Below are 16,241 nucleotides of genomic sequence, written 5' to 3'. Positions count from 1 at the left end.
TCCCGGGGTTATCCCAGTCTTACAGGCAGGTTGCCCACGTGTTACTCACCCGTCCGCCGCTAAGTTTATTAGGAGCAAGCTCCCATAAACTTCGCTCGACTTGCATGTATTAGGCACGCCGCCAGCGTTCGTCCTGAGCCAGGATCAAACTCTCCATAAAAAGTTTGAGTTAGCTCTCTTTGACTTTGGTCCCACAATTCCTTGTGGCACGCTTGGCTTGTTACACTGTTCAGTTTTCAAAGAGCAATTCCAACAACATTTAACATTTTATCATATCTTGTTGGCGTTTGTCAACATTTTTTTGTTAAATTTAATCGTTTCATTATAAGTCGTTAATCCTTAAAAAGAAGCGACAAGAGATATATTACACTATCAATTACCTATTGTCAATAACTTATTTAAATTTATTTTAAATCATTGTTTAACTATCTGATTTGTTATTATCTCTTCATTCTTTATTTAGAACAAAAATGCCAATCTTTGATTATTGTATTCGTATAAGCGTGATTTCCCGAAAGATAAAGAAAAGGGTTAACCTAAAAGGAATTGATTTTCTCCTTCGGTCAACCCTTCATATTTTCTTAATCCCTCTCACGCATCAACGGGAATAATAATACATCTCTAATTGAAGGTTGGTTAGTCAACAACATTACAAGTCGATCTATACCTATTCCTAGTCCACCCGTTGGGGGCATACCGATTTCTAATGCATGGATAAAGTCCTCATCCATCTCATGAGCTTCATCATTACCCAATTCACGTTCTTTTAACTGTGATTCAAAACGCTCCCTTTGATCAATCGGATCATTCAATTCAGTAAATGCATTTGCATGCTCTCTGCTAACAATAAATAATTCAAAACGATCAGTAAATCTTGGATCTTTATCATTTTTCTTAGCCAAAGGTGAAATTTCAACTGGATGACCGTAAACAAAAGTTGGCTGAACCAATTTTTCTTCAACTAATTGTTCAAAAAACTCATTTACGATATGGCCGTAAGTCATATGTGGTTCGATCTGTATATTATATTTTTTAGCTAATCTACGAGCTTCTTCATCAGACATTTGGCCACTTAAATCTACGCCAGCATATTTCTTTATTGCATCTACCATTGAAATTCTTTCCCATGGAGGATCAAGATTAATTTCCTGCCCTTGATATTCGATTTTGGTTGTTCCAAGTACCTCTTTTGCTACATAAGCAATAGCATTTTCTGTCAATTCCATAATACTCTTGTAATCACCATATGCCTCGTAAAGCTCTAACATGGTGAACTCAGGATTATGTCTCGTAGAAATGCCTTCATTTCTAAAGACTCTTCCAATTTCATACACTTTCTCCATTCCACCAACGATTAAACGTTTTAGGTGTAATTCTAGTGCAATTCTCATATATAATTGCATATCAAGTGCATTATGATGAGTAATGAATGGTCTTGCTGAAGCCCCACCTGCAATAGCATGCATAGTCGGGGTCTCTACTTCTATAAAGCCTAATTGATCGAAATATTTCCTCAAGGCTTTAATAATATTGCTTCTCATAATAAATGTTTCTTTAACTTCGGGATTAACAATTAGGTCTATATATCTTTGACGATACCTTAGTTCTACGTCCTTTAATCCGTGAAATTTATCAGGTAATGGATATAATGATTTTGATAAAATGTGTAATTTGTAGACTTTGATACTTGTTTCGCCCTTATTTGTTTTGAAAACTTTTCCTTCGACACCAATAATGTCTCCTAAATCCAATAGATCAAATACTTTAAACTCATTTTCAGTTACTTGATCTTTTCTAATATAGATTTGGATTCTACCACTAACATCTTGAATATGAGCAAAACCAGCTTTTCCTTGCAGACGTTTCGACATTACCCTACCAGCAATCTTAACATTTACATCTCTTGATTCAATTTCTTCTTTACTAAATTGGTTTAACTCATCTAATATTTCTTGTGCTGTATGCGTTCTTTCATATTTGTAGCCAAATGGTTCAAAACCTAGTTCTCTCAATTCGGCCAGTTTTTGACGCCGCACAAGAAGCAGATCATTTAAATCGACTACCTCTTGGCTCATACTACCAACTCCATATATAAAATTTTCATTGTATTATTTTTTAATATCCAAAATTTCATATTGAATTATTCCAGCTGGAACATTTACGTCAACAATTGCACCCTTTTGTTTACCTAATAGTGCTTTACCAACTGGTGATTCATTAGAAATTTTATTAGCCATAGGATCAGACTCAGCAGAGCCTACGATTGTGTATTCAACTATTTCATTATATTCTAGATCTTTTAACTTCACGGTTGAACCAACACTTACAACATCAGTTTCTACTTCATCTTCATTGATAACTCGAGCATTTCTTAGCATTTTTTCCAAAGTGATTATTCTTCCTTCAATAAATGCCTGCTCATTTTTAGCGTCATCATACTCTGAATTTTCGCTTATGTCACCATATCCAATCGCTGTTTTAATTCTTTCCGCTACTTCATGACGCTTGACGGATTTTAAATACTCTAATTCCTCTTCAAGTTTCTTTAAACCAGAAGGTGTTAAAATAACCTCTTTATCAGCCATAAATAATTCCCCTTTATGAAAAGTTTTCAGTACCAATTATATGTTTTTAAAAATAAAATATCCGAGCTAAATCAAGATGTGAAAAAAATAATAAAGATAGAACAAAAAGCTTCTTCTGGTTAAGAAAAAAGAAGCTTCAAAGCTTTGGTTTACCATGCCAATATTAAAAATTTATTAATCTGATGGAGGTATTATATTGCAATCATTTTTAATTGTCAACCAAATCCAAAAAAATCTAAAAAATTGCAGTATTAGCTTCTAACTCCTTAACATAACCCATCAATAATTGCTTCATTTCATCTTTTGATTCTATTTTATTGATCATCTCACGTACTTTAGCCGCCTGTGGTAAACCCTTTAGATACCATCCAGCGTGTTTTCTCATTTCTTTAACCCCTAATAACTCACCCTTTAGCTCTATGAGTTTGTCAAGATGAACAAAGGCAACATCTATTTTTTCCCTTGGAGTAGGTTCTGGATAAAGGATGCCTGTAGTTAGATATTTCACAGTCCGATACAAAATCCAAGGATTACCTAAAGCAGCCCTACCAATCATAACCCCATCAACACCGGTTTGATCAATCATCCTCTTGGCATCTTCAGGTGAAAATATATCTCCATTTCCTATCACTGGAATCTTAACAGTTGCTTTAACTTTGGAGATTAAATTCCAATCCGCCTTACCAGAGTACATCTGTTCCCTAGTCCTACCATGAATGATCACAGCACTTGCACCAGCACTTTCAACAGCCTTAGCATTTTCAATTACATAGATATGTTCAGCATCCCATCCGGTTCTCATCTTGACAGTAACAGGTTTTTTCACAGCTTTAACTATCGCTTTGATTGCATCTTCAATTCTTAAAGGATCTAGAAGCCATTTAGCACCTGCGCCATTTTTAGTCACCTTAGGAACCGGACAACCCATATTAATATCAATAATATCAGCCTTTGTTCCCTCATCAATAACCTTAGCAGCTTCAACTAAGCTTTCCTTTTCGCCACCAAAGATTTGTAAACTCAAAGGTCTCTCATTATCATCTATCTCGATCATTTTTAAAGTTCGTTCATTTTTTTGAAGTATTGCTTTATCGCTTATCATTTCTGTCGTGATCAGACCTGTTCCAAACTCTCTGGCTATGACTCGAAAAGCTTTGTTATTAATCCCCGCCATCGGAGCCAATATTACATTATTTTCTAATTGAACATCACCTATTCTCATTTATACCCCCCTGGTGTCTAATATAGTATATTGTTAAGTTTGATCTATGGTATCCAAAGCTTAACTTCATTTTCACTACTGTCTAGGCGCTTTATTAATTGCTCTATAGACAATTCTTCACCTGGAATACCACCTTTATAAATTTCAGATAAAGGTACAAGTACAAACAATCGTTGTGATAAATATGGGTGTGGAACTTGCAAATTTTGACTTCTAATTATTTTATCACCATATAGCAAAATATCAATATCGATTGTTCTTGGTCCCCAGTGAACTTCCCTCTTCCTTCCCAATTTGTGTTCTATCTCGTGAATATATTCTAAGAGTTCTTCCGGGGATAAAATCGTATTGATCTCAATAACCATATTTAAAAAGTCAGGTTGTTCTTTTAATCCAAATGGTTCTGTTTCATATATAGAAGATTCTTTGATTAATTCAATACTTTTATGCCCGTTTAAAGTTAAGATAGCTTCTTTCATATTTTGGTATCTATCACCAATATTTGAACCTAATCCTAGAAAGACCTGGATCATCTATCGTCAGCACTCCTTCTAATTTCTACTGAAACACTTTGTAAATGTCCAGGGATTGGTGGCTGAAGTTTTCTTACCCTTACCATAACCTCTTCTAATGGAAATAAGGCTAATAATTCTTCCGCAATACTTTCGGCTAAAGATTCTAGTAATTTTCTTCTTTTACCCATAAGTAAATCTTTTACAAGTTCATAAACTTTTGCATAATTAACCGTATCCTCTAGACAATCACTTTTTCCAGCCTTTTTTAAATTCAAAAACATTTCTAAATCAACTTCAAACTTTTGCCCTAAGCGATTCTCTTCTTCAAATACACCATGATATGCGTAGAATTGCATTTTTTCAAATATTATTTTGTCCATTACTAACTCCCCATCTTATTTGATATAAATAATGGCATCCATCATTTTGCAAACCCTTTTTATTTCTTTTACGTCATGAACTCTCATGATTTTACAACCTTTTGCAATACCTATTGAAACTGTAGCTGCAGTTCCTTCTAACCTCTGATCAACAGGTAAATCTAATGTTAAACCGATCATTGATTTTCTAGAAGTGCCCAATAAAACCGGATACCCTAATGCCACAATCTCATCAAGACGATTCATAACGACTAAATTTTGTTCGTAGGTTTTTGCAAATCCAATTCCCGGATCAAGAATAATATTATCATCCTTAACACCGGCTTTGATCGCAATATCAATACTCTCCCTTAAATCAGCAATTATATCATCCATTAGGGATTGATAGTTTCTATCCTCACGATTATGCATCAAGATAACGGGTACCTCTAGTTCTGCAGCAACATTTGCCATATCAGGATCCCTTTTAAATCCCCATACGTCATTAATAATATGTGCGCCAGCTTCAATTGCTCTTTTAGCTACTTCCGCTTTATAAGTATCAATAGAAATCGGTACCGATATCTCCTGTGATAACCTCTCTATAATTGGGATTACCCTTTTTAATTCCTCTTCTAAAGGAACAGCTTGATGTCCAGGACGGGTAGATTCTCCCCCTACATCAATAATATCTGCTCCCTCTTCAACCATTTTTTTTGCTTGGTTAATGGCCGCTTCTAAGTCGTTAAATTTCCCACCATCTGAAAAGGAATCTGGGGTAACATTTAGTATACCCATAACTAATGTCTTTTCTCCTATTGATAATGGGATTCCTCTGCAATCGAGAACTTTTTCCTGATTGCTTCTTTCATTCATTTTAAGTACATCTTCAATCTCTTTAGCAATTTGTTTTAACCCGAAGGGCTGAACCTTCAATTTTTTTATAACTTCAATAAACTGTTTTTTGGTAGCCATTAATAAAACATCAGAAACTTCCTCGGTTAAGTTTGAAACCCCTCTATGTAAAACTGCTTCGCCATTTTTAGATAGCAATTCTTGTTTCAATATGTTTGCCGCTTCTAATGGAACCCTTTGTACCTTAATCAGCAGCATCTCTCCCTTTGGGAGCATTACATTAATTCCGGCATTATCAGCGCCAATTTTATTCATTTCTTCTTTTAACTTAGCCGATGAATCGACTTTAATAAGGTGGGTATTATATTTTAAGTCATTCACTTCTCATTCACTTCCTTTGTTGTTAATGATGGTTTGCTTTATTGAATCTTTATAGGCCTTGATTATAGAGTATGTTAGTGTATTCATGTCAAAAAAATATTCTCGTTCATTTAACTTAAGAATTGGTACAACTTCTTGAATAGAGTTAGTAATAAAAATTTCATCAGCTTCAATCAATGTTTCAGGAGAAAACAATCCTTCCATAAGCGATATATTATTTTGTTCACATATAGAAATAATTTGTTGTCTTGTAATACCATTTAAAATCCCAGCATCCAATGAAGGAGTGTACACTTTCCCCTGCTTCACAAAAAAAATATTACTCACAATCCCTTCGGCCACGTAACCATCATGAGTTAAAAATATCCCTTCATAATTTTCTAAGTCTATGATTTCGTGTTTGGCAATTACATTGTTTAAAAAATTTATTGATTTTAATCTAATTCTAGTTTCAGCTAAGTTTCTAGGGGTTTTTAGAATGATAGCATTTTTCCCCATAGACGGCTCATCACTAAACGGCGGTAAAGGTTTGATTTGCCATAATATTGTTGGTTTGTCATATTTTTGGTTAGGTAATCCCAATGGAGCGGTCCCTGCTGTTACAGTTACCCTCACATAAGCGTCATTTAAATTATTAATTTCTAGCAACCGGTTTAAGTCCTGAGACATTTTGTTTTGATCAATTTTACTCTCTATTCCGATAAGGCTAAGTCCCTCTTTTAACCTCTTAATATGCTCTTGAAATAAGAACGGAGTACCATCATATACTCTAAAAGTTTCAAATAATCCTACTCCGTATAGAAATCCATGATCTTTAACGGATATTGATAGCTGGTCTTCCTCAACAATTTGTTCATTTAATATCCATTTCATAGGGTACCCTCGCATAATGACTAATAAAGTTTTTAATCAATTCTTTACCATATTCTGTTAAAATTGATTCCGGATGAAATTGAACACCTTCTAAAGGGTATTCTTTGTGTCTAATCGCCATTATCTCTCCCGCATTAGTTTTAGCCGACACTTCAAATTCAGGAGATAAACTCTTGTCATCAACGATTAGAGAATGATATCTTGTGGCTTTGAATGCTTGAGGAATATTTTTGAATATCGTTTTTTGATCATGGTAGATTATTGAGGTTTTTCCATGCATTAATTTTTCTGCACGGACTACTTTACCACCAAAGGCTTGGGCTATCGCTTGATGACCCAAACACACTCCTAATATAGGGATTCTGCCAGAGAAATGTTTGATGACTTCTAAACTAATCCCCGCTTCATCCGGGGTACAGGGTCCCGGAGAGATAACGATATAATTGGGGTTTTTATTCTCGATATCTAATAAAGTTATTTCATCATTGCGACTAACTTCAAGATCTTCACCTAATTCCCCAAAATATTGTACTAAGTTAAAGGTAAAAGAATCATAGTTGTCTATAACTAAAATCATGGTCGCGTCTCCTTTATCGCTTTTTCACTGCTCTCTACAGCCCTCCATAAAGCTTCAGCCTTGTTTAAGGACTCGATATACTCATTCTTAGGTATTGAATCAATTACTATTCCTGCACCAGCTTGAATATAACCGACCCCATCTTTAACCAGCAAGGTTCTTATTAAAATATTTAACTCTAAGTCACCACTAAAACTGATCCATCCCATCGACCCAGTATACGGTCCTCTTTTAACTGGCTCCAATTCTTCAATAATTTCCATCGTTCTAATCTTTGGAGCACCCGTAATAGTCCCTCCCGGAAAAGTTGCTCTAATACAATCATATATATCTTTTTTATCGTCTATCTGCCCTATCACATTGGAAACAATGTGCATGACGTGGGAGTATTTTTCGACAACCATAAATTCATTTACTTTGACAGTCCCAAACTTACAAACTCTCCCTAAATCATTTCTCTCTAAATCGACAAGCATTACATGTTCAGCTGTTTCTTTTTCGTTTCCTAATAGGTCTTTTACCAACATCTCATCTTCATGCTCATCTCTTCCCCGAGGTCTCGTTCCTGCAATCGGACGGGTTTGGATATAACCATCTGATACCTCTATTAAAAGTTCGGGAGAACCACTAACCAATTGCACATCTGGAAATTTGATGTAACCCATGTATGGAGAAGGATTGATCAAACGCAAATGTTGATAAATGTTAAATCCATCACTGTTTAATCTTCTTGATTGACGAACAGATAGGTTAACTTGAAACACATCGCCTTGAGCGATGTAATCCTGGACTTTCTTAACCGCATCTATGAAACCTTCCTCTGTAAAAGATGTAGAAATGATAGAACGATCTACCTTGCCATTATAAATTTTAATATTTGAAGTATTCTCGTCTATATTGGAAAGGGTATCATCCCAAACTTGCAGTAATTTTTTTAGTTGAAAATCATATATCTCCTTTAATGAATCTCCATCTTCAAAATGTACAAGTTCCACGTAATGAAGTTCCTGTTCTTGATTATCGTATATCCATACTTTATCGATAATCATAAGATACAAGTCAGGCACCTTTACGTCATCAGTCGCTATTTCTGGTAACTTCTCGAAATACTTTCCCATATCATAACTAAGATAACCGATCGCTCCACCAAAGAATTTTGGTAATTCTTTTATCTTAGGTACAGAAAAGCCATCCATTACTCCCTTTAGAATTTCTAAAGGATTTCCATAATATATTACTTCGTCTCCTGCCCGGTTTATTTTTGCTATTTGATAATCCTTACCTTTGATAACCAATACTGGATCTCCACCGATATAGGTGTAACGTCCTATTCTCCCACTTTCAAATATAAAACTATATTCTCCATTACTATTGACTTTTTGAAACAATTTTATCGGATCAAAGGTTACAAATTTTTTCTTTATCCCAATTGGCAAATATCGGAAACCATTATTAAAAAGTTGTTCTAATTGCTCATAAGACGGATAGTTCATAGTTTCACTCCATTTACATTAACATTGTCTCAAATTAATTAGAGAGGATTCTAACTGCATTATCTAAACTTAAGTATACATTTTTATAGGAGTATAAAAAACCCTAAAGAACATATCCGAATTTTAAAACCATGAACAAAATGCGACAAAAAAGGCCAACAAAAGTTGACCTCATTTTTAATCAATATTTTTTATTATATCGTCTAATATTTGAACATTCATTTCTGCTTTTAGTTGCTCTAATACCTCAGGCAAAGAATTACCTTGGCTTAGCGCTATTTCCCTTCTTATTCGATCTTTGACCTCTTCTAGAGTATATTGTACGGCATCTTTATGATCGACAACACGAATAATCGCATATCCACTATCTATGGGAACTGTGGCAATTTCGTTGATTTCTAAAGCTTTTGCCTTATTTAATATTGCAGGATCAACCGAAGGGTCGTCTATTGTGACCATCCCTAGATCTCCGCCATTACCTAAAGTTAACATATCGATTGAACGTTCCTTAGCCAGAGTATTAAAATCAGACCCATTATTTAATTCATTAACAACTTGGTTTGCTTCTTCTTCAGTGGCAACTACAATCTGCTGAATACGGAACCTTTCTGGGATACCATATTGTGAACGATTATTCTCATAATAATCTTTAATCTGTTCTTCAGATATATTCACATCTTTAGTTGCTAACTCTTCCCAAAGAATATAGTATTCTATATATTCAAGTAATTGTTCCTTCGTCCAGCCCACCTGTTCCTTTAAGTAACCTACAAAATCCTCCTCGGAATTATAATCTTTTTTTAACTCTGCATACTGACGCTGAATTTCATCTTGACTAGCCTTGATACCATATCTGTTTGCGGCTTCAACGATAATTTTTCGATTGATCATTTCGTTTAATACTTCTTTTCCATATAATCTTTTTAATTCATTTATAAATTCTTCATAAGTAATTTCTTTGCCATTTACCACAGCAACTGCACTTGGCGATTGATTGCCATTATTAAGCCATAGGTATCCTGTGATAATCGTACCTATTAATAACACGATGATCCCTATTAAGATCTTTTCTCTTGACATTCTATCCAACTCCTTGCTATGAGCCCAAAGCTTCTAAAAGCTTACCTAACTCCTCTTTATTGTAGTGGTACTTCGTATTACAAAATTGACAAACTACTTCCACTACATCTTCTTTCTCTATCATATCTTCAATTTCCTCTTTACCTAAACTAATTAATACTTTTTTGATTCTTTCTTTTGAACAATTACATTTAAACTGAATATCCATTTTTTCAAGTATCTGAACTGGATCTGCAAACAATTTTTCCAAAATATCTTCAGGCGTTAACCCTTGATCAATTAAGCTTGATACAGGAGGAAAATTTTCCAGGGTCCTTTCTATCAAACTGATCTCTTCGTCAGTTATATTAGGTAAAATTTGAATAATAAACCCACCTGCTGCCTTTATGGAATAATCCTTATTTACCAAAACACCCACTGCTACAGCTGAAGGAGTTTGTTCAGAGTGAGCAAAATAGTAAGTGAAATCTTCCCCTAATTCCCCTGATACGATAGGAATACTTCCCCTATAAGGTTCCTTTAGGCCTAAATCCTTAATAATGTATATATTTCCTTTTCCAACAGCTCTAGCAACATCTAATTTTCCCTTTTTATTCTTCGGTATGTCTACTACTGGATTAGTAACGTAACCTCGCACCTCACCCTTATTATTGGCATCTATTACTATTTGACCTATCGGTCCATCACCTTTTATCTGAATGGTTAACTTTTCGTCACCTTTAAGCATGGCACCCATCATAGCTCCTATTGTTGCAGCCCTTCCTAAAGCTGCACTAGCAGTAGGCCAAGTGTCATGGCTCTTTTGTAATTGACTCACTAATTCAGTTGAATTTATTACGTAAACTCTTACTTTACCATCAAAAGCTAATGCTTTAACTAAATAGTCTTTCATCTTTAATCCTCCTCAAAAAGTCAATAACAATAGCTATTCTAATCAATGAACTTATTAATTATAAAAGGACCCCAGCACTTGGGAATCCTTCTAAACTATTCTTACTTATTCTTATTTCGATTGTAAATAATCCTCAATCCTTCTAGTGTTAATAAAGAATTAACGACTTCAATAGTCTTTGATTCACTAGCTATCAAATTAGCTAAGCCACCCGTGGCAACAACTTTAGGTTTATTTGGAGACTGCTTTATCATTCTTTCAACTATAGCATCTACTTGTCCAGCAAAGCCATAAATAATTCCAGATTGCATTGCATTTACAGTATTTTTAGCAACCACATTGGGCGGCTTTACTAACTCAATACGAGGCAGTTTAGCCGCTTTATGATATAGTGCTTCTGTGGATATATAGATCCCCGGAGCAATTGCTCCACCCTGATAAGCCCCGTTTTTGTCGATATAATCAAATGTTGTTGCTGTCCCAAAATCAATAATTATTAAAGGTGTGCCATAGATTTCAATAGCAGCAATAGCATTAACTATGCGATCCGCTCCAACCTCTTTTGGGTTTTCCATATTGATTTTAATTCCAGTCTTAATTCCTGGTCCCACAACCAATGGTGTCTTCTTGATATACTTTTTTACCATTTTTTCTAGAGTGACAATTAATGGAGGAACAACTGATGAAATGATGGCCCCATCAATATCACTAAATGATAGACTATGATATTCGAATAATTGCTTGATTAACATCCCATATTCATCTTCTGTTTTGTTACGATCCGTAGCTACTCTCCAATATTCTACTAAATGTTGTCCTTTGTAGACTCCCAAAACGATATTTGTATTTCCAACATCGATCACAAGGATCATCTGCTTCACCTTAACTTTCATCTTCTTTTCATGACTTATCTTACCAATATGAAGTTACTTAATCAACATTTTAAAAAAATTAACCACAAAAATAAAAAACACTAATTTCCTAAGCGACAAAGAAAAACCACCCTAACGGGTGATTTTAATAAGTTTGACATTAATTCAGTTTAATCTAGAATAATCCTTTTATCACACCATTTTCATCAATATCCATATTTAATGCCGCAGGTTTTTTCGGTAGTCCCGGCATAGTCATAACATCACCGGTTAATGCAACGATAAAACCTGCCCCGATTGACGGTCTTAACTCACGAATTGTAATCTTAAATCCCTTAGGTCTACCCAATAATTTTGGATCATCAGATAAAGAGTATTGGGTCTTAGCCATGCATATTGGCAATTTATCCCATCCTCTTTTACTAAATTGGGCAATTTGTTTTTTGGCTGAACTTGTAAATTCTACACCATCTGCTCCATAGACTGACTTAGCAATTTTCTCAATCTTCGCCTCGATAGAATCGTCTAAAGAATATAATTCAGAATGTTCTTTTTCATTTTCTTCAATTGTTGTTATTAGCTTCTCAGCTAACTCTATCCCACCTTCTCCACCTTTAGCCCATACTTCTGAAATGGCCACCGGTACACCTTCAGCTTCAATCAATTGCTTTAATTCTTGAAGCTCATTTTCAGTGTCCGTATGGAATCTATTGATAGCTATTACAAATGGTAAATTGAATTCTCTTATGGTATCCATATGCTTTTGTAGATTGACAAATCCCTTTCTTAAGGCATCAATATTTTCTTCCATTAAGTCGTCTTTTGCTACGCCACCATGCATTTTTAATGCCCTTACTGTAGCAACAATAACCACAGCATTAGGTTTATACTCTCCATAACGTGAAGCAATATGGAAGAACTTTTCAGCACCTAAGTCAGCACCAAAACCAGCCTCTGTAACTGTATAATCAGCTAGTTTTAAAGCAATCTTTGTAGCAAGTATACTATTTGTACCATGAGCAATATTGGCAAATGGACCTCCATGGATAAGAGCTGGTGTATTTTCTAATGTTTGAACTAAATTTGGCTTTATCGCATCTTTAAGTAGTAATGCCATTGCCCCTTGTGCATTTAAATCGGCCACAGTTACTGGCTTTCTATCATATGTATAAGCCACCACTATCCTACTTAATCTCTCTTTAAGATCCTGTAAACCGTTAGATAAACAAAGAATTGCCATAACTTCCGAAGCAACTGTTATATCAAATCCATCTTCTCTTGGTACTCCTTGAATTGGTCCACCTAGTCCTACGACAATCTTTCTTAGAGCCCTATCGTTAAGGTCAACAACTCTTTTCCAAATAATTCTTCTTGGGTCAATATTTAATTGATTTCCTTGATGAATATGATTATCTATTATTGCTGATAAAGCATTATGAGCTGTTGTTATCGCATGAATATCCCCAGTAAAGTGCAAATTTATGTCTTCCATCGGTACAACCTGAGAATAACCACCACCAGCAGCTCCACCTTTAATTCCCATACTAGGTCCTAATGATGGTTCTCGTAAAGCGATTATTGCCTTCTTACCTATCCTATTAAACGCTTGGCCAAGACCTACAGTCACCGTAGACTTACCTTCCCCTGCCGGTGTAGGGTTAATGGCCGTTACTAGGATTAACTTACCATCTTTTCTGTCGTGTAAGCGTTTTAAAATTTCAAGTGAAACCTTCGCCTTATAGTTTCCATATAACTCTAATTCTTCGTCTAGAATTCCAATTTCTTCTGCAATCTCTTTAATAGGTTTCATTTTTGCTCTTTGAGCAATCTCAATATCACTTAAAAAGTTCTCCATAAAATCACCCCTTTAAATTTCCTCTCTCCTGTATCATATACAATTATAACCAAAACCTCAACGAAAACAAAAAAAAGACGCTTAAGAAGCGTCAAAAAATTTTTAATCATCGAAAAAATCATCTATGGTTTTTTCATCTTTAAAGTTCAATTCTGAATCAGAACGGTTTTCCTTACCTTGAATTTGAACTTTTATATCTGGTTCAGGTTTTTGATTTTCCAATTTACCACTTTCGATAAGTTGTTTAATCTCTTGTTCGTTTAGAGTTTCTTTCTCAATCAATGTTTGAGCTATTAATTCTAGCTCCGTCTTATGATCTTCTAATACCTGTTTACATCTATTGTAACTTTCTTCAATTATCGCTTTTACCTCTAGATCAATTTCGTATGCAATCTTATCGCTATAATTTTGTTGGCGTGTATAATCTCTTCCTAAAAATACTTCTCCTCTACCTTTCCCAAATTGCATCGGTCCCAAATTACTCATACCAAACTCTGTAACCATTCGTCTAGCTATTTCAGTCGCGCGCTCAAAATCATTATGAGCACCTGTACTTACTTCTCCAAGGATGATTTCTTCAGCAACACGACCACCAAGTAGTCCGGTAATCTTATCTAACAATTCCGGTCTAGTCATGAAAAATCTATCTTCTTTTGGTAACATAACAGTATACCCGCCGGCACTGCCCCTTGGCACAATTGTCACTTTATGAACTTGATCTGCATTTTCAAGATGATATCCAACTATAGTATGTCCTGCTTCATGATAAGCGACAATTTTTTTCTCTTTCTCACTGATAACTCTGCTTTTTTTCTCAGGTCCAGCAATGACACGATCGATAGCTTCATCAATCTCCGACATAGTTATCTCTTTTTTATCTCTTCTTGCTGCTAACAATGCTGCTTCATTAAGCAGATTTTCTAAATCAGCTCCAGTAAAACCTGGAGTCCTTCTAGCAATTATACTAAGATCCACATCTTTAGCTAAAGGTTTATTCCGAGCATGTACCTTTAATACTTCTTCACGTCCCTTTACATCTGGACGATCGATGATGATTTGCCTATCAAAACGCCCTGGTCTTAGTAAAGCCGGATCTAAGATGTCTGCCCGGTTAGTTGCAGCCATCATGATAATTCCTTCGTTAACTCCAAAACCATCCATTTCAACAAGTAACTGGTTTAAGGTTTGTTCCCTTTCATCATGGCCACCACCCAAACCAGCACCACGCTGACGACCAACGGCATCAATCTCATCTATAAATATGATACATGGAGCGTTTTTCTTAGCATTTTCAAATAGATCACGAACCCTAGAAGCACCTACACCCACAAACATCTCCACGAAATCAGAACCACTAATACTAAAGAATGGCACACCTGCCTCTCCAGCTACAGCCCTTGCCAATAAAGTTTTACCAGTACCAGGAGGTCCAACCAATAAAACTCCCTTTGGAATTCTAGCCCCTAGTGAAGTGAATTTTCTCGGGTCTTTAAGAAACTCAACTACCTCAATTAATTCTTCTTTTTCTTCATCTACACCAGCAACGTCCTTAAATGTAATTTTCTTCTTTTCTTCATTGTATAGACGTGCTCGACTTTTACCAAAGTTCATTACTTTACTTCCGCCACCCTGGGCTTGATTAAGTAAGAAAAAGAAAAGAACAAATATGAGGACAAAAGGTATTATAGATGTTAAAAAAGTAATCCAAATCGAATCCCTTTTTGGTTCTAAAAAGGTCAACTTGACTGGAGCACTAGTTAAATCATCTAAAAATCCTTCGCTAAAAGGAGCATTTGTATAAAAACGTTTTTTATTTTCAGCATTTTTTGCATAAGTTCCTTCAATACGGTACGTCAAACCATCGGGTCTGGCAGTAACTTCGCTATATTTTCCTGCCTTTAACTCTTCTTGAAATTGTGAAAAAGTTATCTGTTCCGTCGTAATATTCGGCTTTGTAAAAAAGCTCACTATTCCAACTGTAAGCAGGAAAATCAGTAAATAAAAACCAGTATTTTTTAAATAACGGTTCATTTCTTGCCTCCTCTCATACACTTACAATATTGTACCAAAAAGAATAACTACTAACAATAGGTGCATTAACCTGAATACACTTCTGGTTTAAGAACGCCTATGTATGGTATATTACGATATTTCTCAGCATAGTCTAAGCCATATCCCACTACAAACTCATCAGGTATGGTAAATCCACTTAAATCAGGTTTCAAATCTACCTTTCTGCGATGTGGCTTATCTAATAATGTAACGATTTTGATGGAGTTTAAGTTTCTACCCTTTAACATTTCAACCAAATAACTCAAAGTTAAGCCACTATCGATTATATCTTCAACGATAATAATATCTCTTCCTTCCACAGTTGTATCTAAATCTTTCAAGATTCTAACTACACCTGATGATTCTGTTGATTTACCATAGCTTGAAACAGCCATAAAGTCCATTTCCACTTCAATATCCATGTTCCTAACTAAATCAGCCATGAATAAAACAGCACCTTTTAATATACATACCATCAAAGGTGTTTTGCCTTGGTACTCTTTGCTCAAAGTTTCTCCAAGTTCTTTTACTTTTGCCTCGATTTCTTCCTTTGTAATTAATATTTCTTTGATGTCGTTTTCCATAATCATCCTCCTGTATTACACTATTTTAGATTTTCAAATTATAATT

At 35.1% G+C, this 16,241-nt stretch carries 15 protein-coding genes and 1 rRNA gene; all 16 read right to left on the bottom strand.

Going from position 1 to position 16,241, the window contains the following annotated elements:
- Nucleotides 1-160 (bottom strand): 16S ribosomal RNA (locus BHF71_RS01160); the annotation flags it as partial.
- 421 nt (nucleotides 161-581) lie between these two features.
- Nucleotides 582-2,075 (bottom strand): lysine--tRNA ligase, encoded by a 1,494-nt coding sequence (gene lysS, locus BHF71_RS01155; protein ID WP_069655859.1) that lies wholly within the window; start codon nucleotides 2,073-2,075, stop codon nucleotides 582-584.
- 33 nt (nucleotides 2,076-2,108) lie between these two features.
- Nucleotides 2,109-2,585 (bottom strand): transcription elongation factor GreA, encoded by a 477-nt coding sequence (gene greA / locus BHF71_RS01150; protein WP_069655858.1) that lies wholly within the window; start codon nucleotides 2,583-2,585, stop codon nucleotides 2,109-2,111.
- 235 nt (nucleotides 2,586-2,820) lie between these two features.
- Entirely contained in the window at nucleotides 2,821-3,807 is a 987-nt protein-coding gene (dusB, locus tag BHF71_RS01145) for a tRNA dihydrouridine synthase DusB (protein WP_069655857.1), read from the bottom strand.
- Nucleotides 3,808-3,851: 44 nt separating this feature from the next.
- A complete protein-coding gene (folK, locus tag BHF71_RS01140) occupies nucleotides 3,852-4,340 on the bottom strand; it encodes a 2-amino-4-hydroxy-6-hydroxymethyldihydropteridine diphosphokinase (RefSeq protein ID WP_069655856.1) in 489 nt (162 codons plus the stop codon).
- On the bottom strand, nucleotides 4,337-4,702 hold the full coding sequence (folB, locus tag BHF71_RS01135) for a dihydroneopterin aldolase (RefSeq protein WP_069655855.1): 366 nt from the start codon (nucleotides 4,700-4,702) through the stop codon (nucleotides 4,337-4,339). The genes folK and folB overlap by 4 nt, the downstream gene beginning before the upstream one ends.
- Before the next feature lie 15 nt (nucleotides 4,703-4,717).
- The gene (folP, locus tag BHF71_RS01130) at nucleotides 4,718-5,917 is read right to left on the bottom strand and encodes a dihydropteroate synthase (protein ID WP_245683799.1); all 1,200 of its coding nucleotides are present in this window, start codon (nucleotides 5,915-5,917) and stop codon (nucleotides 4,718-4,720) included.
- A gap of 3 nt (nucleotides 5,918-5,920) precedes the next feature.
- Entirely contained in the window at nucleotides 5,921-6,790 is an 870-nt protein-coding gene (pabC, locus tag BHF71_RS01125; RefSeq protein WP_069655854.1) for an aminodeoxychorismate lyase, read from the bottom strand.
- Nucleotides 6,771-7,367, bottom strand: coding sequence for an aminodeoxychorismate/anthranilate synthase component II (pabA, locus tag BHF71_RS01120; protein ID WP_069655853.1), 597 nt, complete (start codon nucleotides 7,365-7,367; stop codon nucleotides 6,771-6,773). The genes pabC and pabA overlap by 20 nt, the downstream gene beginning before the upstream one ends.
- On the bottom strand, nucleotides 7,364-8,860 hold the full coding sequence (locus BHF71_RS01115; protein ID WP_084024060.1) for an anthranilate synthase component I family protein: 1,497 nt from the start codon (nucleotides 8,858-8,860) through the stop codon (nucleotides 7,364-7,366). Before BHF71_RS01115 ends, pabA begins: the two co-directional genes overlap by 4 nt.
- A 177-nt stretch (nucleotides 8,861-9,037) precedes the next feature.
- Entirely contained in the window at nucleotides 9,038-9,940 is a 903-nt protein-coding gene (locus tag BHF71_RS01110; protein WP_069655852.1) for a peptidyl-prolyl cis-trans isomerase, read from the bottom strand.
- Between the two features lie 16 nt (nucleotides 9,941-9,956).
- Complete coding sequence (hslO, locus tag BHF71_RS01105) at nucleotides 9,957-10,832, bottom strand: Hsp33 family molecular chaperone HslO (protein WP_069655851.1); 876 nt, start codon at nucleotides 10,830-10,832, stop codon at nucleotides 9,957-9,959.
- Nucleotides 10,833-10,933: 101 nt separating this feature from the next.
- Nucleotides 10,934-11,704, bottom strand: coding sequence for a type III pantothenate kinase (locus BHF71_RS01100; protein WP_069655850.1), 771 nt, complete (start codon nucleotides 11,702-11,704; stop codon nucleotides 10,934-10,936).
- A 175-nt stretch (nucleotides 11,705-11,879) separates the two neighbouring features.
- Nucleotides 11,880-13,559: a formate--tetrahydrofolate ligase gene (locus BHF71_RS01095; protein WP_069655849.1), complete on the bottom strand. Its 1,680-nt coding sequence runs from the start codon at nucleotides 13,557-13,559 to the stop codon at nucleotides 11,880-11,882.
- 102 nt (nucleotides 13,560-13,661) lie between these two features.
- Entirely contained in the window at nucleotides 13,662-15,590 is a 1,929-nt protein-coding gene (gene ftsH / locus BHF71_RS01090; protein ID WP_069655848.1) for an ATP-dependent zinc metalloprotease FtsH, read from the bottom strand.
- Nucleotides 15,591-15,655: 65 nt separating this feature from the next.
- A complete protein-coding gene (hpt, locus tag BHF71_RS01085; protein ID WP_069655847.1) occupies nucleotides 15,656-16,195 on the bottom strand; it encodes a hypoxanthine phosphoribosyltransferase in 540 nt (179 codons plus the stop codon).
- Nucleotides 16,196-16,241 lie beyond the last annotated feature (46 nt).

This window comes from Vulcanibacillus modesticaldus (assembly GCF_001730235.1).
Lineage (GTDB): Bacteria > Bacillota > Bacilli > Tepidibacillales > Tepidibacillaceae > Vulcanibacillus > Vulcanibacillus modesticaldus.
This window is presented reverse-complemented; position numbering and strand designations above follow the sequence as displayed.

Bases quoted from the DNA above. Each gene is read 5' to 3' on its own strand.
- BHF71_RS01100 (WP_069655850.1), bottom strand. From the start codon at position 11,704: ATGATCCTTGTGATCGATGTTGGAAATACAAATATCGTTTTGGGAGTC.
- folK (WP_069655856.1), bottom strand. From the start codon at position 4,340: ATGATCCAGGTCTTTCTAGGATTAGGTTCAAATATTGGTGATAGATAC.
- BHF71_RS01115 (WP_084024060.1), bottom strand. From the start codon at position 8,860: ATGAACTATCCGTCTTATGAGCAATTAGAACAACTTTTTAATAATGGT.
- hpt (WP_069655847.1), bottom strand. From the start codon at position 16,195: ATGGAAAACGACATCAAAGAAATATTAATTACAAAGGAAGAAATCGAG.
- pabA (WP_069655853.1), bottom strand. From the start codon at position 7,367: ATGATTTTAGTTATAGACAACTATGATTCTTTTACCTTTAACTTAGTA.
- ftsH (WP_069655848.1), bottom strand. From the start codon at position 15,590: ATGAACCGTTATTTAAAAAATACTGGTTTTTATTTACTGATTTTCCTG.
- pabC (WP_069655854.1), bottom strand. From the start codon at position 6,790: ATGAAATGGATATTAAATGAACAAATTGTTGAGGAAGACCAGCTATCA.
- BHF71_RS01110 (WP_069655852.1), bottom strand. From the start codon at position 9,940: ATGTCAAGAGAAAAGATCTTAATAGGGATCATCGTGTTATTAATAGGT.
- hslO (WP_069655851.1), bottom strand. From the start codon at position 10,832: ATGAAAGACTATTTAGTTAAAGCATTAGCTTTTGATGGTAAAGTAAGA.
- folB (WP_069655855.1), bottom strand. From the start codon at position 4,702: ATGGACAAAATAATATTTGAAAAAATGCAATTCTACGCATATCATGGT.
- BHF71_RS01095 (WP_069655849.1), bottom strand. From the start codon at position 13,559: ATGGAGAACTTTTTAAGTGATATTGAGATTGCTCAAAGAGCAAAAATG.
- lysS (WP_069655859.1), bottom strand. From the start codon at position 2,075: ATGAGCCAAGAGGTAGTCGATTTAAATGATCTGCTTCTTGTGCGGCGT.
- greA (WP_069655858.1), bottom strand. From the start codon at position 2,585: ATGGCTGATAAAGAGGTTATTTTAACACCTTCTGGTTTAAAGAAACTT.
- dusB (WP_069655857.1), bottom strand. From the start codon at position 3,807: ATGAGAATAGGTGATGTTCAATTAGAAAATAATGTAATATTGGCTCCG.